Raw genomic sequence first — 23836 nt, 5'->3', positions numbered from 1 at the left:
ATTTCAACTTGGCGAAGCGCGCCCCGGCTTGAGTGGAGCTCTTTTTTGTGATTGCGGTTGTAGAAAATTTCTTTTGAAATACTTGACGTAGCTCGCAATGACAAAAAAAGCGGGAACGGAAGACGGATAAAGGCGCCCAAATAAAAAATGCCACCTTTGAAAAGATGGCATTTGGTATTTTGAATCTGATTTTTACTTCAATTTGTCAACGAAATTGTCTGTGTAATCTTTTTGTGATGCTAGGATCACTTTTTTGGCCTGTTCTGCACCGTAGATCAAATCGATCTTCACTTTTGCAGGCTCTGTAGGCAGGTTTTTGTAGCTTAAGAAATAGTGCAAGAGACGGTTAACTTCTGCTGCTGGCAATTCTGAAATGTCTCTGATATGGCCATAAACCTGATCTTCTACCAATACAGCGATGATCTTGTCATCTGCTTCACCTTTGTCTATCATTTGGAAACCTCCGATAGGAATGGCTTGTAACAGAATATTACCTGAAGTAAAATTATGTGAGCTGAGAACACAGATATCCAAAGGATCGTGATCACCTTCTGTCACTTCTGTTGCGCCTGTTGCTACGGCAAGATTCTTCACTTCTTCTTCACAGTAAGTTCTTGGAACAAAACCGTACATTGCCGGGATGATGTTGGAGAATTTCTGTGGACGATCTACTTTCAGATAGCCACTTTCTTTGTCAACTTCGTATTTTATAGTATCTGTAGGGACGATTTCTACAAAAACGTTGACGACTTCTGGAGCGTTGTCTCCAGCTGAAATCCCGTGCCACGGATGGGCTTTAAAATTTGGAATCATGTATCTAATGAGTGTTTATATTATGTTGTTTAGTTCTTTTCTAAGATTTTCGATCGTATCAGCAATGTAATCTTCGGAATTAAGATAACTCATCAGGAAAACGGTCTTGAAGTCTTCCAGTTTTGAATTCTCATTCAGTTCCTCGTATGTTTTTCGGAGGCTTTGAAGCATGTTGTTTTTACACGTCATAATATCCTGCCAGGACGATTTTGAAATGTAGAGTTGCTGAGAGGCGTTGTACTCAAATTCTTCTGTAATGTTCTTTTCTGTAAGGTAAACAAACTCGTGTGGCTGTAGGTTTTTATCAAATTTCATCACGAGGTTTGAGGGTTTCAAACGCTCCAGAAACAAGGTCATTCTTTCCAAAGCCTGGAGTTTGATCTCGCTGTTGGATTTGCTTGCCAGGAAGTTGATTTCTTGTTTTTTGAGCTTGATAAAGCCATTCACAAATTGTTTCGCAAAAACCAAAAAAGGCAATGCGATGATAACTGCAACGGTGTAAGGAAAATATTCTGAATCAAACATATCTCAAATCGGATTGCAAAATTAAGACTTTTTGATCAAAAAATGAGACTTTTAGTCAATGCTAAAAAGAATTTTGTATTAAAGTTTGTTTAAAAATGATTCAAATCTTCATTTTTAATTAATTTTTTGTTCTCGCCAAACGCGAAAGGGAGCAAAAATCTATTAATCATTTTATAAATATTACGCCGTTTAAGGTTGGTGCAATATTTTTTCGTGGAATTTATCACGGGCTTTTCATTTTTTATTTCAGAAAAAATATGGTTTTGATCATCTCTTTCACCACTTCTTTTTTACTTTTCTGAAGGCAAGGATAAGGCCTCGATTCTGGACGGAAACCACGGAAAAATTCTTCAACAGCAGGGATTTCGCTTCCTTCAAAGTCAAATATTTTCTCTTCAATATTTTCTGAAATCACTTGATCTATCAGGTATGAAGATCCACTCAGCTTCACAAAATCCCTTTCATTATAAGTTCCCAAGAGCGTCAAAGTATAAGGTTCTCTGTAGATGGCAATGAGATTGATGAGTTTTTTGTGGTAAAAAAAACCGTAGAAATCTAATTGATCGTGATGGTAAAAATCTGTAAGAAGCGCAATAAAATCCTGTAAGTCACTCTCTCCTGCACCAAGGCCGGTTTTTTTTATGAAATGTTTGACCAGATCCAAATCAGGATTTTTGATCATTTCTGAATGATCAATCACTTCCTGATCCAAGCGTAATTTTCTTTTTCTTTTGGGTGAGTATTTTTGTCTGACAGTCTCATAGCGGTCCGGAAAAATCAGAAAGTTTTGTCTTAGTTTCAAGGATTCCGAAAATGTATTACAATCATTGAAAGCGTAGTACCAAACGATATAATTTGATTCTAGAAACTTGTGAAAAAGATCATTAATCTCCTTAGATTCAATATTTGAATAGATGCCTAACTGCTGACAAAGCTTGGGATTGATAACGATTTTGAAACCTAATTTCCAAACAAAAGGAACAGGCATAACGGCTTTATAATCCTTATAAACCAAAAGTTCCCAATTCTTTTTTGTGCTGATGTCCAGAAATATTCTTTCTGCATAGCATTTTTTCTGAACAGAATTTTGAATACAGGTGTTATACTTATCAAAATCAATGTCCTGGTATTTAATACGTTTTATCATTACAAAATGCCCTCGTCTTTAAAACTATAATATTTGTTCTGCGTTAGAATCAGATGATCAAGCAGTTCAATGTCTAATAATTGGCCACCTTCCTTAACTTTTTGAGTGATACCGATATCTTCTTTGCTCGGTTTCAGACTTCCCGCAGGATGATTGTGTGCGACAATGATTTGGGTTGAGAAATGTTCCAAAGCTGTTTTGAAGATCACGCGGACATCAGCAACAGAACTCGCTATTCCGCCTCGGAAAAGGCAGGTTTTGTACAATATTTTGTTTTGGTGATTGAGGAAAATTGCCCAAAACTCTTCCGTAGGAAGGTCTGACAAGTGAGGCTGCAAAATATCAAAAGCATCCTTGCTCGAACCAATTTGCTGTCTTTCTATCACTTCCTGCTGCGATCTTCTGTTGCCAATCTCCAAAGCCGTCACAATAGAAATAGCCTTGGCCTCTCCTATTCCTTTGTATTTCATCAAATCCTGCAAAGAAAGCTGACTGAGTCTGTGCCAATTGTTTTCGACTGAATTTAAAATCCTTCTTGCCAGTTCCACTGCAGACTCATCCCGATTTCCGCTTCCCATAATGATGGCCAACAGCTCCGAATCCGAAACTGCCGATTTCCCTTTCAATAGGAATTTTTCTCTTGGGCGGTCATCTTCCGCAAGGGATTTTAGGTTCAAAATTTTTGGTTCTGAGTTTGAAAATTAATTGTAGGCGTAAATTATCAATTTTTTATCAGATTTGTCGATATGTTGTTCCAAAATTTTAAAGAAATTATTAGAAACCATCGGGCAACCGAAACTTAAACAAATCTCTTCTGTCTGCTCCACGTCCGGAACGCAACTTAATCTGTGTAAAACAATGGCTCTACTTCTCGCATTGCTGTTAGTTTCATCAAGTCCAGTCAACCGATAAGACATTCCGAATTTTCCACTATATTTTTCATCCATCACATATTTTCCCAAAGATGAACAATGGGAACCATCTGTATTACTGAACTTTAAAAGCCCGTCTGCCTTTCCATCTTCCGAACCGTCACCGTGCGCTACTAAACCTTTCTGGATAATTTTTCCCGAATTCAAATCCACCACAAAAAATCTGAATTTGGAAGATGAAATTGAGAAATCTATTAAGAAGGCTTTATCCGAATTGTAATCTGATTCTTTCAAAAACGCTTTTAAATCGGCTATTTTCTGAGAGATTTTCGCTTCATGGCTAACATAATGAATGGATTGATTTTCCTGAGATTTGACTTCGCAGGACATTATTAGAAACGAGAGAAGATATAGTAAAAATGGTTTCAAGAAATTGTGTTTATCAACTTAAACGAATAATTAGAAAAAATAATATTGAAACAAATTCAAATTTCATCAAATTAATTTCCCCAACCCTAAAGGGAGTTAATTTGATGAAATTTGAGATGAATTTTGCTCCCTTTAGGGTTGGGGCAAACAAAATTCATAAAAATTACAAAACAATCTGCCCATCCTTCATCACCAGCTTTCTATCCGTACTTTCTGCCAATACGGAATTGTGCGTTACGATCACAAATGTCTGATGGTATTTGTCCCTCAAATCAAAAAACAATTGATGAAGTGCATCTGCATTTTTGGAATCGAGGTTTCCTGTTGGTTCATCGGCATAGATGATTTTGGGAGAATTGATTAATGCTCTCGCCACCGCAACTCTCTGAGATTCACCACCGGAAAGTTGAGATGGCTTGTGATGCAATCTGCTAGCGATGTTCAAATCTTCGAACAGTGAATGGGCTTTTTCCAAAACTTCTTTTTCAGGAATTCCGCCGATTCTCGATGGTAAAAGTACATTTTCCAAAGCGGTAAACTCCGGCAACAACTGGTGATTCTGGAACACAAAACCAATATTTTTATTTCTGAATTTTGACAGTTCACGGTCTTTCATTTTCAGAAAACTGCTGCCATCCAGAGCGATATCGGTTCCGTATTTATCGGGGTCAGATGGATTATCCAACGTTCCCAAGATCTGAAGAAGCGTAGATTTTCCGGCGCCGGATTCTCCAACGATGGAAACGACTTCTCCCGCTTTTATCGTGATGTCAACACCTTTCAGAACTTCCAGAGTTCCGTAGAATTTATGTATATTTTTTGCTCGAATCATAGTATTGCTTTTGGCTTCTGGCATATTGCTTTTAGCTTTTTTTAATTAAATCTATATTAAAAGTCTAACTTCTAACATCTAAAAATCTAACTTCTATATTTTTGTCAATTTAGCAAATTTCAGGATCAGATTTTTCTCGCCTTCATTTTTGAAAATCACTTTTGCTTTGATGTTTTGAGGATCGGTACCGTCCAGGAATTTCACTTCTCCGACCCCAAAACGGTCGTGTCTCACCATATCTCCTACCTCTATATCTTGGGAAGATTGCCCGGCAGGATTGATAATCTTTGCTGTTGCAACAGGTTTTAATTGTTTTGGAATTGGTGCATTGATATTTCTTTCCAGCGTTTTCTTCTCTTCTTTCTTTTTGAAGAATCGGGGTTCCGAAGGCTCGTCACCAAAGATGTTGGAGTCAAGTCCGGAGCGGTTGATGAATTTCAATTCTGTCACAGGATTGATCATTTCCAGATATTTCGAATCGATTTCACTTAAAAATCGAGACGGTTCTGCATCGGTAATTTTTCCCCATTGGAATCTGGAAACGGCGTAAGTGAAGAATACTTCTTTCTCGGCTCTCGTCAGTGCAACGTAAAACAAACGTCTCTCTTCCTCTAATTCCTCTCTTGTGGACGAACTCATGAAACTCGGAAAAAGATTTTCTTCCAATCCTACCAAGTGAACGACAGGGAATTCCAAACCTTTGGACAAGTGAATGGTCATTAATGATACTTTATTTGTATCGTCGTCCTTATCATTTTGAGTATCAGAAGAGAGCGCAATGTTTTCCATAAAATTGGATAGACTTGGATCACCGCCTTCTACTTGGATTTGTTCCTCGATAAAACCCTGCATCGAGTTCAGCAACTCCTGAATATTCTCGACTCTCGAAATCCCTTCCGGCGTTTGGTCTTCTTTCAGTAATTTGATGAGGCCGCTTCGTTTTGCGACTTCCATCGCAACATCGTAAACGTTATCTGTTTTCAACATCACCTGGAACGCTTTTATCATTGCCCAAAAATCGCCAAGTTTTGTAAGGATTCCGTTATTGAGGCCTAATTGTGGCGCATAGAATCCGAGATTATCCAAAACCTGAGTTGTAGGGACATTCTGAGAATCTGCAAAAACAATCAGTTTGTTTTGAGTGGTTTCACCAATTCCTCTTGCCGGAAAATTGATGATTCTGGCCAGAGCTTCAGAGTCATTTTCATTAACCAAAAGTCGGAGATAAGCCAGTAGATCCTTCACTTCTTTCCTTTGGTAGAAAGACAGACCGCCGTAAACACGGTACGGAATATTCTTTTTCCTCAGTGCATCTTCAAACGCTCTGGTTTGCGAATTGGTTCTGTAAAGAATTGCAAAATCTGAGAAATGACGCTGTTGGGTGTTGTGTTTTTCGAAAATATTGGCAGAGACAAAGTTGGCTTCGTCTGCATCAGAAAGACTTCGGTACACTTTTATCTTTTCGCCGACTTCATTTTCACTGAAAACATTTTTCTTGAATTGTTGTAAATTTTTAGAAATCACAACATTTGCTGCATCTACGATATTTTGTGTCGAGCGGTAATTCTGTTCTAAGGAAACCGTTACTGCATCGGGATAATCTTTTTTGAAATTAAGAATGTTGTAAATATTCGCACCACGGAAAGAGTAAATAGACTGCGCATCATCTCCAACCACACAGATATTTTCAAATTTGGAAGCTAAAGCTTTGACAATCAAATACTGAGAATGATTCGTATCCTGGTACTCATCCACCAAAATGTATCGAAATCTGTCTTGGTACTTTGCCAAAACTTCCGGAAATCTCGTCAACAACTCGTTGGTTTTCAATAACAAATCATCAAAATCCATCGCACCATTTCGGAAACAAGCTTCGACATATTTTTTATAAATCTCGCCAATCAGCTTCATATTTGCTTTTTCATCTGCTTCCATCAATTCCGGATTGTTGAAATAGGCGTTGACGGTGATAAGATTGTTTTTATACTGCGAAATTCTCGAAAGTACCTTCTTCGCTTTGTAAACATCCGAGTCAATGTTCAGGTCTTTGATGACCTTCTTCATCACATTCAGCGCGTCCTGCATATCGTAAATCGTGAAGTTGGAAGGATAACCGAGATGATGACCTTCGCTTCTCAAAATCCTTGCAAAAACCGAGTGAAAAGTTCCCATCCAAAGCGCCCTTGCATCACTTGGACCAGCAACTTTTGCAATACGCTCTTTCATTTCCTTCGCCGCTTTGTTGGTAAAGGTCAACGACAAAATATTAAAAGGATCTACGCCATTTTTTATCAGATGGGCAATCCGCATTGTGAGAACCCGAGTCTTGCCAGAACCTGCGCCTGCCAAAACCATCAGTGGCCCTTGTAATGTGGTAACTGCCTCTAGTTGAGGCTCATTCAGTCCTTTCAGATAATCCATTCTATTCTCAAAATTTTAAGATAACAAAAATAGCGTTTTTTATGCAATTTTCCAGTCCATTGTCATTTGATTTTGGTAGGTTATAGCTAATTTTGCACTTGTAAAAAATGAAATCCTTATCTGCCAAAAATCTTATAAAATCAAAATTTGAAATCCGACTATATTAAAAGTGAACTCCTCTCCTTCTTCAAACTAAAACCTTCGCCTAGAAGCTGGCACATCCCTTTTTTGGCAGGACTTGCAGTTGGGATTCCGTTGATGTTTGGTTACTTTTTGGGCGACGTAAAGTCCGCTCTCACGGCCAGTCTTGCAGGATTGGTTATCATCTACATTCCCAGTAACAGTGGCCTTATAGAGACGATGATGAAGATGTTCGTCTGTTCTTTTGGGATGATCATCTCGTACAGTCTGGGATTGGCCTTTAGTTTTAATCTTTGGATGGCTTCTTTGGTTTTCGGGATTTTATCGACGGTAGCGTATTATGTTGCAAGATATTTTAATCTGAAACCACCAGGAAGTTTTTTCTTTATAATGATGGCTTCTATAGCAATCGGACTGCCGCACGCGCCCGAATTGATTCCGAAACGAGTAGGTGTTTTCACGATTGGAACTTTGAGTGCTTGTCTTATCTGTCTTATTTACAGTGTGTTATTTTCAAAAAAAGATGCTAAGAACGGCATTGCAAGAATTGATATCAATCCTTATGTCAACCTGGTAGAATCTTTTATCGTCGGAATTTGTATGTTGGTTTCGGTTTTTGTGGGTAAGTTTTTTCATCTTGATTATCCTTATTGGATTCCTATTTCCAGTTTGGCAGTTTTGCAGGGCGTGAATCAATATCACATCTGGAAACGCGGTCTGCACAGGATTATTGGGACACTGGTAGGACTGGGCATTGCTTGGCTGATATTCTCTTTTGTGAGATCTCCATTTTGGATCTGCGTGTGTATCATCAGTTTACAGATCATCGTAGAAATGTTGATCACCAGACATTATGCTTTGGCTGTCGTGTTTCTGACGCCGATGGGAATTCTTTTGGCCGAAACCGGAAGTTCTACTTCACTAGAGCCGGATTACCTGTTGCAAATGAGGTTTTTAGAAATTCTAATTGGAAGTGCTATTGGCTGTGTTGGCGGTTGGTTTTTGTATAATGAAAGAATCAGATTCAATTCTGTCAAACATTTGAGACGATCAAAAATGGTCTTAAAAAAGCGTTTTCTTAGCGCAAAAATTTAAAGACTTTCCAGAAGTGATTTTAACCGTGCAGACACTCTCCTTTTCGAATAATGACTAAAATCAAACTCATCATCTTTGACATCTTCAAATTGCGTTTGCAGATCCTTTCTTTCTTCGATAATGAATTCTAAATCAGACGTATAAGTTGATGGGAAAACAGCAGGTTTGCAGTACTTTATAGCATCGCCAATGTTGCCGCTTATCTTTGTGTTTCCGTAGATCTCTTGCGTTGAAAAGAATTCGGTTTTGGTTTGAATTGGACAATATAAAACATCCGCCTTCAACATCCATTGGTCAAATACTTCTTGTTGTATTTTTTCTTTAAAAAACTGAATATGAATAAATGGAGGCAAAAACGCCGTCATAGACTGTAAATTCTCCAGCTCTTTCCCGGAAGCTTTTCCCAGAAAAACAATCTCATAGTTCTGATTCAGATCTTTAAAATCTTTCAGCTTTTCAAAGAAAGAATTATAATCTCTTCTGCTTTGCGAAACTTCGCCAGGAATGACCACTCTAATTAAATCTTTTTCCGAATTGTCAGAACTAAATTGATTAAAATAAATCGGTAAAAATTGCAGCTTATTTTTCTTTGACATCAGCTCATCAATTCCCAGAAGATATTTTGCTTTCCTGTAAACTTGTGGTGCTTCCAGAAGTCCTTCTTTCAGGAATAATTTGAGTCTGTACTGTTGGTCTTTTTTGAAGATACTTTTGAAAAGATCCAATCTTGAAGTTCTTGTAAAGTTCAGATTATGAACCAGTATTGCTGTTTTAAAATTCTCGGCAATCGCTTTGTAGAAAATGAAGTGACGGTGAACCGTACCGATAATCACGAGGTCATATTTTTTCTTAGCGAGAACTTCCAAAAGTTCTGAGTAGTCTGTCAGAAAAACACGATCGTCACTGATTTTTAAGAATTTGTAGATCTTTTCTGAGAAGTAGAAATCCACAGAAATACCGGTCAGATCTTTTGTAAGCTCAAAGAAATTATTGGCCAGTTCTGCATGTGTGTCGAGTTCTATGTAAGCGATCTTCTTCATTTTTTAAAGGTACTCATTTTAATCACCAGATCGAAAATAGCCCCGATTATAGCGGAAATCCTTTTGCTTTTTTTTCACCTGTGAAAAAGCAAAAGATTGCAGTGGAAAGCGGGAAAAAGCTCCTGAATATATCATTATCCGAAGTTCTTAAAAAACTGTTTCCAGCGCAGGTTTCTGATGAATTTGATTTCTTCCTTGCTCAGATCTCTTTTGTCTTTTTGTTTGAGAAAAGAGTTGAGCGTGATCCAAAACTCCTTTGCAGAGCGGTTTTTGAAAGAAGATTTTGCAGATGAGATCATTGCCAAAGGCAGACTGAGACCAATGTTGTAAAAATATTGTCCCAATTTTTCGGCCTTTTGATCTCTATATTTGTACGCGGTCGGGCGGAGATGTTTTACCCAAAGATCTTTGATGGTAAACACTTCCCAACCGTTTTTTTTGGCCAGCAAAACGTCCAGATTATCCCAGCCCAGAAGGGGGCGTAAGCCTTGCATATCCTGAAAACACGCTTTGCGGTAGGCTTTTACAGGACCGCGAACATGATCTTTGGATGAGAGGTTTTCAAAAATCCAGTCGTGGTTTTTATTGGTAAAGTCAAACAGATTTTCGCTCGGTAATTTTAGATTTTTGATCTCTGGATTCTGTTTGTAATTCCTGACATACACTAAGCCGGAGACCAAGCCTGCTTTGGGATTGCACTCAAAAATCTTGTTGACTTTTTCCAGGTAATTGATAGGAAAAATGATGTCCGCATCAAATTTACAAACCACATCAAAATCTTTGATATCAACAGATTGCAAACCTTTCTCAAATGTCCTGACGACCTTTGCGCCAGGCTGATGCTCAGAAGTTTGAAGATTTGTAAGTTGAAAGTTGGAATTTCTAAGTCCAAAATCTTGAACGATCTCTTTGGTTGCGTCTGTAGATCCATCGTTTACCACCACACAGACAAATTCTCTGAAACTCTGTTTTTGCAAAGATCCGAGACAGGAAGAAATACTGCTTTCCTCGTTATGGGCGGGAATAATGATCAGGAATTTCAAACTAAAATTGATTTGATTTTAACTTCACTTCAAATAGAACTTCTGGCGTTTTTGGACTTTCAAAAGCGCTCGTGTTATATTTTTTTCTGCTGAAAACGGCACACATCGTGTTCTGCGGATGGTACAGATTCTGATGCATTTCTTTTGGTAAAGCATCCAGAATAGCTCTGAAAACCTCGTAGCGGATCTTCTCCGGATTATAGGCATAATCGTGCCATACTACCACCGTTTCATCGTGGACCAAATGCTGAAAAACCTTTGCTGTGTCGTGTTTTACCATCTCGTAGGAATGGTCACCATCTATGAAAATCAAATCATAATTTTTACCAAGTCCTGCAAAATCGTAGGTTTTTGTATGGCCTTCCAAGTGGAGAATTTTGGGATTCTTTTTAGACAAAACCCCGTGTAGATCGGCATATCTTTTGTTCCAGCCCAGCGCTTGCATTTCTTGTTTTGAAAGGTTGAGCGTTGTGCAGTCATCTATTTCTGTCGCCACGTTCCAGACACTTTCGCCGCGCCATGTTCCGATTTCAAAGTAAGATTTTTTTCCTTTAGCTAATGTTTTCAACAATGCCAGATCCGTTGGCAGAGAGCCGCCGTCCAGAATACACAGATCAACATCAGTTTCAAATGGCCCACCAGAAATCTCATTTAAAGATACTTCCGGAAGGGACAAGAAGTTTGGATATTGTTTTCTGAATTCTTCTTTCTTAATATCATTCAGATCTAAGATAAGATTGAGAAGACTGGGTTGTTTTATGATGTGCTGAATGGCGTTTTTTAACTTCTGAAGTTTCGTCATTGATGAAAGAGATTAGTTTTTAAAATACTCATTGTTCAAATAGAGGCCGAAAGTTACTGATTTTACAGGAAATTTCTCCATTGATGAAAAAAAATGTATTTTTAAAATCTACAAATTACAAGTGATGAACAAGATCATTTTTCTGTTTTTGATATTGGCGATTCAGTCCTCGTTTTGCCAAAAAGTATCTAGTATTGAGATTTTAGCACCTGATTTGAAGATGGATTCTCTTTTCTTAGGTTATCCGTCCGGCGCGAGAAACACGCACCTTTTACACAAATATAACATATCCACTACAGGTGCAAAAAAACTGGATAAACAAGGTGATATGCAATTTCCTCTGAAAGAAAAAGTGACAATCATCACTCACTCTTCTTATCCTCAACCTGCTCATATTTCTTCTTATAACCGTGCGGAAAATACCGGAATGGCTTCTAAAACATTTTTTATTGAGGATAGAAATTTGAAATTACTTCTGAAGGACGACAAACTGAATTTCCAGATTTTATCGTCCACACCAGCCAATATGGAGTATGACAAACTAAAGGTCATCCTTGAAAAATACAATACCGGTCTGAAACCATATGAAAGCAACGAACCTCAAAAGATAGAGGCTAAGGAACTGGAACTTCAGAATTATATCAGGAAAAATCCAGGATCGTACGTTGCTCTATGGGAAATGGTAGATGATTTTTCCAGATACGGTTACCATCCGGTGTATTTTGATAATTTAAAATTATTCCATCCTAAAGTAAAAAAGACCTTCACCTTTGTAGAATTCAGTAAGCTTCTGAAGTTAGAAGCTGACAACATTTTTCCGGAAGTCACTCTTGACAACAATCATCTTTTATCAAGGGACGATTTTAAAAATTACAAATTAACGCTGATCGATTACTGGTCCACTACCTGCAAACCGTGCATAGAAGATATGCCGAAGCTTGTTGAACTTTACGGTCAATATAAAGAGAAAGGGATTAATTTTATCTCTGTTACAGATGAGCAGACACCCGAAAGGATTAAAAAAGCTCACGATATCCTGAAGAATAACAAAATCACTTGGGATAATTATTTTGATAAAAATAAAGAATTTCCGAAAAAACTGAACGCCTCAGGTTATCCATTGCAGATTTTGATAGATTCCAATGGAAATATTGTCAAAAGAACTTACGGCGAGCTGCAGGTGATACAGGAATTCATAAGAGATTACTTGATGCAGTAAGAACAAAATTATCCATTTATTAATATTCAGGAATTCGTCATAATTTATTTCCGAGGTATCTTTGCAAATTATTTCTCAGTTATGGATGCTTCATTAGAAAGATCAGGAGACATTACACTTTCCGTGATCTCCTATGTGTTCTTCACATTTATAGGTTATTTTATCATCGGTCTGTCACTTTCTGTCTTGCCTATTTTCATCCATCAAGGTCTAGGATTCAGTATGTTGGTGGCAGGAATTGTGATCAGTCTGCAGTACATTATGACTTTTGTGATGCGGGCTTACTCCGGAAAAATAATTGACGGCAAAGGTCCCAAACCTGCAGTTCTGGCCAGTATGTTGAGTTTTTCGGCCACTGGTTTTATTCTGATCGCCGCTTTTTATTTTAAATTTTCTCCTATCACAAGTTTAATTTTTCTTGTTTTCACCAGATTACTAACAGGCTGTGCAGAAGGGATGATTGGTGCAAGTCCTATCAATTGGGCCATCATGACGTTTGGCGAAAAACACACCGCAAAAATCATTTCCTACAATGGTGTTGCCTGTTACGGTGCATTGGCTTTGGGAGCATCATTGGGTGTTGTTATCATCAAACATTTTAGCTTTTATGGCTTGGGATCTCTGATTGTGATCTTAGGCTTAGTCGGGTTCTTCATTGCTAAAACCAAAGAAAACCGAACCACAAAAAAGTCCCTCAGTGATGAGCAAAAATCGTTTTGGAATGTGTTGGGAAAAGTGGCACCTTTTGGTTTATGTCTCGCTCTTGGTGGATTGGGCTTTGCAACCATCTCTACGTTTATCACACTTTACTATGATTATCACCATTGGCAAAACGGCGCCCTTTGCTTATCTGTTTTCGGGATTTTGTTTGTTGTTTCCAGATTGGTTTTCAGTAATGCTATTAATAGATTTGGCGGAATCAATGTTGCGATTGCCAGTTTAACGGTTGAAACATTGGGACTGACTGTCATCTGCCTGGCAACACATCCCTACTTTGCTTTGGTTGGCGCAGGCATTACAGGCGTAGGGTTTTCATTGATATTTCCTGCTTTGGGCGTGATGGCGATGAAAACCGTTTCTTCTTCTAATAAAGGTTCGGCGTTGGCTGGTTACGGATTATTTATCGATATTTCTTTGGGAATTACCGGTCCGTTGATTGGTGGCGTTGCCGATTATTTCGGATTGGCTTACATTTTTCCTTTTAGCATTGCGATCGTTTTGATTGGATTGGGATTGGCTTATTATCTTAAATCCAGTCAGGCGGAATAATTTTTACATCGGTCCTAATCAAAAGATGACGTTATTTTGGAATACAAACCCGCAGCCCGACTTGAACGGAGCTCTTTTTTGTCATTGCGATTGCCAACCATTTTTTGAATACTAAACGCCGCTCGCAATAACAAAAAAAGCGGGAGTGGAAGGCGGATAAAGCTGCCCAAAATAAAATCCCAATACTTTCAGAAACTCGATTTTCAGAATTCGATAAAAAACACGATTTTTGCAATCTCAAATTTTATTATGTCTTTAGAACAAGAAATCAGCAGGAGAAAAACTTTCGGGATCATCTCTCACCCCGATGCGGGAAAAACGACGCTTACAGAGAAACTTCTTCTTTTTGGAGGAGCGATCCAGGAAGCGGGCGCGGTGAAATCCAACAAGATCAAAAAAGGAGCAACCTCCGATTTTATGGAAATCGAGCGCCAGAGAGGGATTTCCGTAGCGACCTCGGTGTTGGCTTTTGAATACAAAGGTCATAAGATCAATATCCTGGACACGCCAGGTCACAAGGATTTTGCCGAAGATACTTACAGAACTTTGACGGCTGTAGACTCCGTAATCGTCGTGATAGACGTTGCAAAAGGGGTTGAGGAGCAGACGGAAAAGCTGGTTCAGGTTTGTAGAATGCGAAATATTCCAATGTTGGTTTTCATCAATAAACTGGATCGTGAAGGTAAAGATGCCTTCGATTTGCTGGATGAAGTGGAACAAAAACTGGGTCTTCGTGTGACGCCACTTTCTTTGCCAATTGGTATGGGAGCGGACTTTCAGGGGATTTATAATATTTGGGAAAAGAATATCCAATTGTTTTTGGAAGAGAAAAAACAGAAAGTTGGTGAGGCGATAAAATTTGATGACATCAATGACGCTCAAATCGATGAGTTGGTAGGTGCGAAAGCTGCTGCGACGCTTCGTGAGGAATTGGAATTGGTAGAATCTGTTTATCCGGAATTTGACCGAGATGATTATATGAATGGCGATCTGCAACCGGTTTTCTTCGGTTCTGCTTTGAATAATTTTGGAGTTCGTGAGTTGCTTGATGCTTTCATCGAGATTGCGCCAAAGCCTCAGCCAAAAGAAAGTTCGACAAGAATTGTAAAACCTGAGGAGAAAAATTTTACCGGATTTGTTTTCAAAATCCACGCCAATATGGACCCGAAACACAGAGACCGTCTGGCGTTTGTGAAAATCGTTTCCGGAACTTTCAAAAGAAATGAAAATTACCTGCTTGTAAGAGAAGGCAAAAAAATGAAGTTCTCCTCCCCCAACGCTTTCTTTGCAGACAAAAAGGAAGTTGTGGACGAGAGTTTCCCAGGCGACATTGTTGGACTTCACGACACGGGGAATTTCAGAATTGGTGATACTTTGACGGCTGGCGAGAAAATCAGTTTCAAAGGAATCCCAAATTTTTCTCCGGAGCATTTCCGTTACATCAACAACGATGATCCATTGAAATCTAAACAGTTAGCCAAAGGAATAGACCAGTTGATGGACGAAGGTGTTGCCCAGCTTTTCACGTTGACAATGAACAACAGGAAAATCATCGGAACAGTTGGAGCGCTGCAATACGAAGTTATCCAATACCGTTTGGAGCACGAATATGGCGCAAAATGTAACTACGAACCAATCGGAATCCACAAAGCTTGTTGGGTGGAAGCGGACGAAAGGTCTGAGGAATTCCAAGAGTTTGCACGACTGAAACAGCGATTTTTGGCGAGAGATAAATATGACCAATTGGTTTTCCTTGCAGATTCATCTTTCACGATTGTGATGACGCAGGAGAAGTTTCCGAATGTGAAATTGCATTTCATCAGTGAGTTTGCGACGGCAGAGTAAAATATTCAAATGTAGTTAAACAAAAGCATCCCAAATTAGGATGCTTTTTTCTTTTCCATCTCTTGTAAAATCTTTGTAAATCAATTTTAAAGGGCTTATTTTCAACCCATTAAAACCTTACAAAAACAATTCATTTCATTTACAAATTAATTTTTCACAGCCTTGGTAGTTTTACATCAACAAAATTATCCAAAATGAAAAAATTAATATTGACCGCAGTTATTCTCAGCACATTGACGATGTGTAAAAAATCAGAATTAGAACAAGCCAACAATACGATCGCTAGTGCAGATTCTTTGATTGATAAAGCTTCTGAAAGCGTAGCAAAATTTGATTCGACAGCCAATACGATTGTAGATTCTGTCAACTTGAAAGCTAAAGATCTTATTAAAAATAAAGAAGAAATCGAAAAAGCTTTTGAAAACAGCAAGAATAAAATCGATTCGATTGGTGAGAATGTTGAAAAATTCAAGAAGGAAATCGAGGAGAAAAAAATCAGTTCTAATTTAGATTCGATTCAAAATTCTATCAAAAAAGAAATTCCAAAACCTGTCATCAAAACCGTTAACAAAATTGTTTACAGAGACAAACCACAAGAAAACAGAGATCCAAAACCAGCTTCGATGATGAAGAAAGGCTATGTAGAAATCAATGTAGATGATATTGCCACAGGAAAAGCGATGGTTCAGGATCAGATTAGAAAATATGACGGCGTTGTAAAAACCGAAAATCTCATTAGCAATGACGAATTCCAAACTTATTACATCACGGCGAAAGTTCCGCTTCAGAAATTCGATTATCTGGTTGAGGAATTGGCAGACCTTGGAAGTGTCAAAAATAAAAATGTGGAAATTGTCGGAAATGATTACAATCAAAACAAAATGTCCGACATCGAAATCACTTTGTACGGTAACAGACTACATCCAACGGAAAGTGAAAAAGACAAAAGTTTCGGCTCCAAATCTCTTGACGCAATTTCCTCCGGCTGGGATGTGATCGGAAGTATTCTACTCTTTCTCCTACCCTTTTGGCCTGTTTTCCTTGTGGGTGGAATTGGTTATTATTTCTACAAAAAGAAAAATAACAAAAATCAAAATCCTCCTGATAATCACGATTTACAAGAGAATGTATAAAACAAAAGACGCTTAAATTAAGCGTCTTTTGTTATAATACAGTCTATGAAAATATTAGTTCATCAAACTTTTGCTCAATGCGAGCGCATCTTGATTTGAACCATCATATTGCAGAGATTTTGCGATGTACTGTTTCGCTTTTTCCTTGTCTGTATCCTTGTCTTGAAAGGCTACAAAGAAATAAGCATAAGCTAAGTTCTGTTTATTGGCATCTACTTCCGCAGGTTTTACTTTTGAAATATACTGCTCATACGCTGCTTTTGCACCTTCGTTATTTTTAGAAGATTGCTGGGCGTATCCAATACTGTAATATGCTGGTGCCCAGTCTGGAATTAAAGTTGTAATTTTATTCCAAGTCACAATTGCTGAGTTCCAATCACCCGCATCCTGATAAGCTGTTGCTAAAGTGACGAGAGTCTGCGTGTCATCTGGTTTAGCGGCTACTTGTTTTAGCAATGCATCAATGGTAGGATTGGTCACAGCTGCGCTCTGTGTCGTTTCTGGGGTTGCTGTTGTAATTGTATCGGTGGTCTGTGCGCTTATAAAACCTGTTGTCATTAATGTTAATCCAAAAAACAAGCTTTTAATTTTTATTTCCGTTTTCATAACTTTTTGTTTTAGTGTTATGGTTGTAGAGACAACAACAATTCCATAAAAATCAAAATTTGTCAAACTTTAAAGTTTTTAAGATTTCGTTAACTTAATTTGCTTGCTTATTAAGAAATTTTAAAATAATTGTTTACATTTAATTTAAATTAGAACAATAATGTACCATTGGTATAATATTTAGTATATTTACGTACTAAAATAAACACAAAAATGACTGTTAAAATGATTAAAGATGTGATCCAGTTGTTGGAAGACTTTGAGCTCGAAAACAAGGATCATATCTACCCTTCGGACGTAGAAGGTTTTAAGAAGTGGATTTCTGATCAAAAAGACAGAAAACTGAAAGAAGAACCAATCTGGGAAGGCAAGGAAAATGGAAGGTCTGCGGAAGGTGTCATCAGCACTTTATTGGTGCATATGAACCGTTACGCAAAAACCTATTCCAAATCGGCCATTGCGGATTCGGATTTTCATACGCAAGATGAGTTCAGCTATCTGATCAATCTGAGGGCATTCGCGGGTATGACCAAGATGGAACTTATCAAAAGAAATATTCACGATAAATCCTCCGGGATACTGATCATTAATAGATTAATAAAAAAAGGCTGGATAGAACAAACTGATTCTGATACAGATAAAAGATCAAAAGTTTTAAGAATCACAGATGAAGGTACGATGGCACTGGACCAGCAGATGGAAAAAATCAGAAATGCCTCCAAAATCGTAACAGGAAATTTAAACCAGTCCGAAAAGATGGAATTGATCAGAATTCTGAGTAAATTGGACCAGTTCCACCAACCGATATTTTTACAAAATATTGACAGTTCAAAATTGATAGAAACAGTTTACCAAGAATATACTTTTGGTCAAAATTAAAATATGAAAAAGAAAATAGCCATCATCGGTTCAGGATTCTCGGGTCTTTCAGCGGCAGCTTACGCTTCTAAACTGGGACACGAGGTTCAGGTTTTTGAGAAAAACAGCAGCATAGGCGGCCGTGCAAGGAGTTTCCAGACGGAGAATGGCTACACGTTTGACATGGGACCTAGCTGGTATTGGATGCCAGATATCATCGAGAATTTCTTTTCTGATTTTGGTAAAAAAGCTTCAGATTTTTACCAATTGGTAGCACTCGATCCGCAGTTTGAGATGGTTTTCCAAGACGGATTGATGGGCATTCCTCAGAATTATGAGGCTATGAAAACGCTGTTTGAGGAAACCGAAAAGGGTGCGGGAAAAAGACTAGACGATTTTATGAGAGATGCACAGTTCAAATACGAAGTGGGGATGAAGGATTTTGTGAACAAGCCTTGCCATTCTTGGTTTGAATTTGTATCACTCAAAATTCTTAAAAGTGCTTTGAGTCTTGATCTCTTAACAGATTTCAGCAATTTTGTAAGAACATATTTTTCAAATCCCAAATTGATCACCTTGATGGAGTTTCCGGTGATTTTTCTAGGCGCTGCGCCAAAAGATATTCCGGCTTTGTACAGCTTAATGAATTATGGCGGTTACAAATTGGGAACCTGGTATCCTATGGGCGGCTTTATCAAGATCATTGAAGGGATGCAACAAATTGGATCACAGCAAGGTGTCACCTTTAATCTCAATTCTAATGTTGAGCAGATCATCATTAATAATCAAAAAGCAAGTGCTTTGGTTGTCAATGGGGAAAGGATCGAATTCGATTCCGTCATTGCATCATCGGATTACGAACATACAGAAAGCAAATTACTGGCAAAAGAATACCGGAATTATGATGATAAGTATTGGGAAAAGAAAACTTTTGCGCCTTCTTGTCTGATATTTTATCTCGGAATCAAAGAGAAGATCCCGAACCTGAAACACCATACTTTGTTCTTTGAAAATGATTTGGATCTGCATACGACAGAAATTTATGATGATAAAAAGTGGCCTTCAAAGCCTTTATTTTATGTTTGTTGTCCATCCAAAACAGATCAAAATGTAGCACCTGCAAATAGTGAGAACGTTTTTTTACTCATGCCAATTGCCACAGGAATTGTAGATTCTGAAGAAGAGAGAGAAAAATATTTTCAGGAAATGATAACGAGACTGGAAATCCACACCCAAACATCTCATCTCATCTCAAAAATCGAATATAAGAGAAGTTACTGCATAGATGATTTCAAACAGGATTACAATGCTTACGCTGGAAATGCTTACGGTTTGGCAAATACACTGTCTCAAACTGCGGTTCTGAAACCATCATTACGAAATAAAAAAGTGAAAAATCTTTTCTACACAGGACAATTGACCGTTCCCGGGCCAGGCGTTCCTCCGAGTATTATTTCTGGGAAAATAGCTGCATTAGAAGCCCATAAAAACTAAGTTCATTATGAAAACATTATTTGACGAACTTTCTTACAAAATAAGTAAGCAGACGACCAAGCAGTACAGTACCAGTTTTTCGCTGGGGATTTTGGCTTTGTCTTCCAAGATTAGAAATCCGATCTACGCCATTTACGGTTACGTACGATTGGCGGACGAGATTGTGGACAGCTTTCATGGATTTGACAAACAGAAACTATTATCTCGTTTCCGGGACGAGACTTTTCTGGCTTTGGAAGAAAAAATTGCACTGAATCCCATTTTGCAATCTTTCCAGGAAACAGTCAGCAGATACCAGATTGATCACGAGCTCATCAGACAATTTCTGAGAAGTATGGAAATGGATCTACACAAGATAGATTATAATTCTGAACTGTATAAAGAGTACATTTTGGGATCTGCAGAAGTAGTGGGTTTGATGTGTCTTCATATCTTTGTAGACGGGGACAAAACTGAATTCGAAAGACTGAAGCCGTTTGCCATGATGTTGGGGTCTGCATTCCAAAAGGTCAATTTTCTGCGTGATATGAAGGATGATTATGAGGTATTGGGCAGAACTTACTTTCCAAATGTCGACATCGCCGCGTTTGATAATAAAGTAAAGGCTGAGATCGAAAAAGAAATTACTTTTGAATTTCATGAAGCTTTGGAAGGTATCAAAAAACTGCCGGCATCTTCAAGATTTGGTGTTTATCTGGCATTCAGATATTATCTTTCTCTTTTCAAAAAGATCAAAAAGACTTCGGCGAATGAGATCATAAACCAAAGGATCCGCATCTCAAATAGCAAAAAAATATCCCTGATGATGGGCTGTTATGTAGAGTATAAAATGTTATCGATCTAAAAAATTTCAGATCTGTCTAATGAAAATGAATGCATTAAAAATAAATTGAAAATGGTACACAGACTTTATAGAGAACAACAAATCAACTGCGATATAGAAACCACATGGAAGTTTTTTTCCGCTGCCAGTAATTTGGCCATAATTACGCCTCCTGAAATGAATTTTACCGTGCTTACAAAACTTAAAAATGATGAGATCTATGAAGGAATGATCATAGATTACACCGTTTCTCCTCTTTTGAATATTCCTATGAAATGGCAGACAGAAATTACACAGGTAGATTTCCAAAAAAGTTTTACAGATTTTCAGAAAAAAGGACCATACAAACTCTGGAATCATTTCCACGAATTTGTGCTGAATGAAGACGGCGTACTGATCAAAGACACCGTTACCTACGAGCTTCCCTTTGGGTTTCTAGGAGAATTGGCACACTCTCTTTTTGTTAAGAAAAAACTGGAAGGTATTTTTAAGTTCCGAAACCAAGTTCTGGAAGTGATGTTTAACAGTAATAGAGAAAACTCATGAATTTCCTGATCATCCTCATCACATTTTTCCTGATGGAAGGTTTCACATGGACCGTTCACAAATATGTAATGCACGGCTTTATGTGGTCGCTGCACAGAGATCACCACGATCACAGCACAGATCCGCCTTTGGAAAAAAACGATTATTTTTTTGTTATTTTTGCCATTCCTGCAATTGCCTTGATGTGGATAGGAACAATGAATAATTTTGATGCTTACTTCTACATTGGCATTGGAATCACGCTTTACGGGATGTCGTATTTCTTTGTCCATGATATTTTCATCCATCAACGTGTGAAATTTCTTAAGGATACAAAAAATCCCTATCTATTAGCTATCAGACGCGCGCACAAACAGCATCATAAGCACATCAACAAAGAAGACGGCGAATGTTTCGGATTTCTTTGGGTGCCAGTAAAATATTTCAAAATGTATTTTAATAAAGACAAGGCGAGATGACACAATACACTTATCTGCTAATTAATTTCTTTACGATATTCATCTGTTTCATTTTTTCTTTTCATCCGAAAATTAAATTTTACAGGCATTTCGTAGCGTTTGTAAAAGCCTCATCACTGGTAGGTTTGGTATTTATTCTGTGGGATATTTGGTTTACGAAAAATGGCGTGTGGTGGTTTAATTACCGTTATTTAACAGGTCTGAAAATTTCGGAATTACCGGTGGAAGAAGTTTTGTTCTTCATTTGTATTCCGTTTTCGTGCGTGTTTACTTATTTCTGTCTGGATAAGTTCTTCAAGCTGGACTGGAAACCGCTCCCAGAAAAGATATTGGTAATTGTTTCTATTATTTTTTATACCGGAATGGCGGTTTACTATCATGATAGGATCTATACCTTGGTCACCTTTTCAACAACTGCTGTGAGCTTACTGGTACTGTATTTTGTTTTAAAAGTGAAATGGATTGGAAAGGCTTCTTTCATTTATGTGATATTGATGCCTGGATTTTTAGCGGTCAATGGCGTCCTAACAGGAACGGGTTTGGACTCTCCTGTCGTAAATTATAATGCCGAAAATTTCATCGGTTATCGAATTCTAACAATTCCCATTGAGGATGTGTTTTATGGATATGAGATGATTCTTTGGAATCTTTTTTTCTTTAAAAAATTTAAGGAAAACGAGCTTGATTCGTGATCATCAATTCATTGAATCGTAATGAATTAAACAAGGTTTCTTTAAAAAATAGAAATCCGTCTACACCATTCGGTAGACGGATTTTTTTAATTGTAATTGAGTCTGTTATTTTCAAGTACTCTAGCTTTATTGGTTGCGCATTCGATGTAGTTCTGATCATATATTTCAATATTTCCAGATGAGTTTCTGATTATTGATCATCATATACTGCATTAGAGGGCATCTGAATACCAATAATGGCCACGTGATTATTAGAAATCTGTTATAATAGTATCTAGTATAAAGGGATCGCAATTATATTGTTTTCTGATAAAGATGTACCTCCAAAAGCTTGAAAACTAGTGCATGTCCCAGTTGGCGCTGGCCTATCGGAAATACCGCTATGAACCCAGTAATAGTAAGTTTTATTTGTTGAAGAAGTATTGTTTATGATGACAGAACCTGAAACATTATCGTACTTAAAGCTAATTGACGAAGATTTAGGCCCCGAAAACAAGCCACTAATCAATGTACTACCAATAATATCCGGCGAAGGGGTTGCACTTGTACTAGAATCACTGAAAGTGGTTTTAAGCCAGACCCAATCTGTCGCAGTTAAGGTACAAGTAGTAACTCCAAGACTGAAAATCATTGCTGCAGATACTTGCCATTTACCTGGTGGCAAAACAATGGTACTTCCTGTGTAAGCTGCAGTCGGGTAACTTGCAAAATTTACACTTGCACCAGCACCCAAGGTTCCTACAAGTCTTGTTACTCTGGGATATTGCCAATTTCCAACACCATTGGCATCGGCAGTAATTACTTTTCCTGTAGCCTGTGTACCGTCGTTTAATCTAAATCCTGTGACTGGAGCAGACACAGTACCGCCGGTGTGGATTTCAAATTTCTGCGCAGGACTTCCCGTACCAATTCCTACATTACCCGCACCTGTAATTATCATTCTCTGTTCACTCGTGGTGTTTCCCCCAGGCGTTGTGCTAAATGTTATGGGCGCTGATGCGTTTGTGAAACTGGTTGATAAGGCCAATCCTGTAGCCTCACCGCTTGACGTGATTTTGGTATCACCTTCCGGAAGCGCTTGTATATCCAGACGCGAAACGCTTGCATTGACATTACCATCTGCTGCAATAACAGCTACTGAAGCATTTTTAGATGTAGAGGATGGCAAGCCTATTTGCTGCAAGGATCCATTGCTTGTAAATAATGTTTTTTGATCACTTCCCACAAATTCTAAACTTTTCCCATCAATGGTAAGCGTACGATTAGAGGTTAGGGTTCCATTAATATTATAGATATTGTTGTTAATATTTTTAGATTTTTGCCAAACAGCACCATCAAAATAATAATAGCCTTCTGCATCAATCTGAGCCCTCTGCCCTATGGCGGTTCCAGTAGAGATATCTGTTATATAAATTAAAGCACCTTTTTGATCAAGGGCATAAGTTGCGGTATTTGCGGTAAGTTCTCCTCGTGTTAGACGAGGCGCCTGTAGTCCTATAAGTTGGTTGTTATCAGTTATTGTCCCAGAGGTGTCTCTTTTGGCAGTAATATCCATCGTTGTTTTAGGGGTCTCTGTATTGACTCCTACTTGTCCGTAAGCAATCACTGAAAATAGTGAAGCTGCAATAATATATGTTTTACTCGTAGTGCATTATCAAACTAATGCAATTTTAATATTATTCATTTTTCTATTAAATACAAAAACATTTACAAATTGAATGAAAGTTAATGCT

The 23836-nt window shown here is 38.0% G+C and carries 23 protein-coding genes; 11 read left to right on the top strand and 12 right to left on the bottom strand.

All coding sequences use genetic code 11. From position 1 onward, the window contains the following. Positions 1-192 precede the first annotated feature (192 nt). The 7 genes from F564_RS0110745 to F564_RS0110715 form a co-directional block, all read right to left on the bottom strand. The gene (locus F564_RS0110745) at positions 193-813 is read right to left on the bottom strand and encodes an inorganic pyrophosphatase (RefSeq protein WP_028122648.1); all 621 of its coding nucleotides are present in this window, start codon (positions 811-813) and stop codon (positions 193-195) included. Between the two features lie 15 nt (positions 814-828). After that, complete coding sequence (locus tag F564_RS0110740; RefSeq protein WP_028122647.1) at positions 829-1338, bottom strand: DUF7935 family protein; 510 nt, start codon at positions 1336-1338, stop codon at positions 829-831. Positions 1339-1579: 241 nt separating this feature from the next. After that, positions 1580-2485 (bottom strand): hypothetical protein, encoded by a 906-nt coding sequence (locus F564_RS0110735; protein WP_028122646.1) that lies wholly within the window; start codon positions 2483-2485, stop codon positions 1580-1582. Beyond that, positions 2485-3162: a RadC family protein gene (radC, locus tag F564_RS0110730; protein ID WP_028122645.1), complete on the bottom strand. Its 678-nt coding sequence runs from the start codon at positions 3160-3162 to the stop codon at positions 2485-2487. Before radC ends, F564_RS0110735 begins: the two co-directional genes overlap by 1 nt. A gap of 24 nt (positions 3163-3186) precedes the next feature. Further along, complete coding sequence (locus F564_RS0110725; RefSeq protein WP_051259644.1) at positions 3187-3747, bottom strand: murein L,D-transpeptidase catalytic domain-containing protein; 561 nt, start codon at positions 3745-3747, stop codon at positions 3187-3189. Positions 3748-3949: 202 nt separating this feature from the next. Beyond that, positions 3950-4618, bottom strand: a complete 669-nt coding sequence (locus F564_RS0110720) for an ABC transporter ATP-binding protein (RefSeq protein ID WP_028122643.1) — start codon at positions 4616-4618, stop codon at positions 3950-3952. A gap of 93 nt (positions 4619-4711) precedes the next feature. Further along, the gene (locus tag F564_RS0110715; RefSeq protein WP_028122642.1) at positions 4712-7039 is read right to left on the bottom strand and encodes an ATP-dependent helicase; all 2328 of its coding nucleotides are present in this window, start codon (positions 7037-7039) and stop codon (positions 4712-4714) included. Positions 7040-7186: 147 nt separating this feature from the next. Between F564_RS0110715 and F564_RS0110710 the strand changes: the two genes are divergently transcribed. Further along, entirely contained in the window at positions 7187-8275 is a 1089-nt protein-coding gene (locus tag F564_RS0110710; RefSeq protein WP_028122641.1) for an FUSC family protein, read from the top strand. On the opposite strand, the gene F564_RS0110705 is transcribed toward F564_RS0110710, so the two are convergent. The 3 genes from F564_RS0110705 to F564_RS0110695 all read right to left on the bottom strand — a co-directional run bounded on the left by F564_RS0110705 (position 8272) and on the right by F564_RS0110695 (position 11160). Continuing rightward, positions 8272-9315 carry a hypothetical protein gene (locus tag F564_RS0110705; RefSeq protein ID WP_028122640.1) on the bottom strand — a complete coding sequence of 348 codons (1044 nt, stop codon included), beginning with the start codon at positions 9313-9315 and terminating at the stop codon, positions 8272-8274. The two genes, F564_RS0110710 and F564_RS0110705, sit on opposite strands and share 4 nt — an antisense overlap. Positions 9316-9449: 134 nt before the next feature. Next, positions 9450-10358, bottom strand: coding sequence for a glycosyltransferase family 2 protein (locus F564_RS0110700; RefSeq protein ID WP_028122639.1), 909 nt, complete (start codon positions 10356-10358; stop codon positions 9450-9452). Between the two features lies 1 nt (position 10359). Then, on the bottom strand, positions 10360-11160 hold the full coding sequence (locus tag F564_RS0110695; protein WP_028122638.1) for a class I SAM-dependent methyltransferase: 801 nt from the start codon (positions 11158-11160) through the stop codon (positions 10360-10362). A gap of 124 nt (positions 11161-11284) precedes the next feature. Here F564_RS0110695 and F564_RS0110690 point away from each other — a divergent pair, with 124 nt between their 5' ends. From F564_RS0110690 to F564_RS0110670, 4 genes are all read left to right on the top strand, one after another. Further along, complete coding sequence (locus F564_RS0110690; RefSeq protein WP_028122637.1) at positions 11285-12379, top strand: TlpA family protein disulfide reductase; 1095 nt, start codon at positions 11285-11287, stop codon at positions 12377-12379. An 81-nt stretch (positions 12380-12460) separates the two neighbouring features. After that, on the top strand, positions 12461-13648 hold the full coding sequence (locus tag F564_RS0110685) for an MFS transporter (RefSeq protein WP_028122636.1): 1188 nt from the start codon (positions 12461-12463) through the stop codon (positions 13646-13648). 249 nt (positions 13649-13897) lie between these two features. After that, positions 13898-15493: a peptide chain release factor 3 gene (locus tag F564_RS0110680; protein WP_028122635.1), complete on the top strand. Its 1596-nt coding sequence runs from the start codon at positions 13898-13900 to the stop codon at positions 15491-15493. Between the two features lie 194 nt (positions 15494-15687). After that, the gene (locus F564_RS0110670) at positions 15688-16626 is read left to right on the top strand and encodes a DUF4349 domain-containing protein (protein WP_028122634.1); all 939 of its coding nucleotides are present in this window, start codon (positions 15688-15690) and stop codon (positions 16624-16626) included. 54 nt (positions 16627-16680) lie between these two features. Here F564_RS0110670 and F564_RS0110665 read toward each other — a convergent pair whose 3' ends face one another. Then, a complete protein-coding gene (locus F564_RS0110665) occupies positions 16681-17232 on the bottom strand; it encodes a tetratricopeptide repeat protein (RefSeq protein ID WP_028122633.1) in 552 nt (183 codons plus the stop codon). A 213-nt stretch (positions 17233-17445) separates the two neighbouring features. Between F564_RS0110665 and F564_RS0110660 the strand changes: the two genes are divergently transcribed. The 6 genes from F564_RS0110660 to F564_RS0110635 are packed head-to-tail and all read left to right on the top strand — an operon-like array spanning position 17446 to position 22103. Then, positions 17446-18111 carry a MarR family winged helix-turn-helix transcriptional regulator gene (locus F564_RS0110660; protein ID WP_028122632.1) on the top strand — a complete coding sequence of 222 codons (666 nt, stop codon included), beginning with the start codon at positions 17446-17448 and terminating at the stop codon, positions 18109-18111. Positions 18112-18114: 3 nt separating this feature from the next. Then, positions 18115-19584: a phytoene desaturase family protein gene (locus F564_RS0110655; RefSeq protein WP_028122631.1), complete on the top strand. Its 1470-nt coding sequence runs from the start codon at positions 18115-18117 to the stop codon at positions 19582-19584. A 7-nt stretch (positions 19585-19591) separates the two neighbouring features. After that, positions 19592-20428, top strand: a complete 837-nt coding sequence (locus tag F564_RS0110650; protein WP_028122630.1) for a phytoene/squalene synthase family protein — start codon at positions 19592-19594, stop codon at positions 20426-20428. Positions 20429-20479: 51 nt separating this feature from the next. Next, positions 20480-20953 (top strand): SRPBCC family protein, encoded by a 474-nt coding sequence (locus F564_RS0110645; RefSeq protein WP_028122629.1) that lies wholly within the window; start codon positions 20480-20482, stop codon positions 20951-20953. After that, positions 20950-21411: a sterol desaturase family protein gene (locus tag F564_RS0110640; RefSeq protein ID WP_028122628.1), complete on the top strand. Its 462-nt coding sequence runs from the start codon at positions 20950-20952 to the stop codon at positions 21409-21411. Before F564_RS0110645 ends, F564_RS0110640 begins: the two co-directional genes overlap by 4 nt. Next, positions 21408-22103, top strand: a complete 696-nt coding sequence (locus tag F564_RS0110635; protein WP_028122627.1) for a lycopene cyclase domain-containing protein — start codon at positions 21408-21410, stop codon at positions 22101-22103. The genes F564_RS0110640 and F564_RS0110635 overlap by 4 nt, the downstream gene beginning before the upstream one ends. Positions 22104-22377: 274 nt before the next feature. On the opposite strand, the gene F564_RS0110630 is transcribed toward F564_RS0110635, so the two are convergent. Continuing rightward, positions 22378-23328 carry a hypothetical protein gene (locus F564_RS0110630; protein WP_154656851.1) on the bottom strand — a complete coding sequence of 317 codons (951 nt, stop codon included), beginning with the start codon at positions 23326-23328 and terminating at the stop codon, positions 22378-22380. Positions 23329-23836: the final 508 nt, after the last annotated feature.

It is taken from the genome of Epilithonimonas tenax DSM 16811 (assembly GCF_000428485.1).
GTDB classification, from domain to species: Bacteria; Bacteroidota; Bacteroidia; order Flavobacteriales; family Weeksellaceae; genus Epilithonimonas; species Epilithonimonas tenax.
Note: the sequence above shows the minus strand (reverse complement) of the source record. Positions and strands in the feature narration are given on the sequence as shown.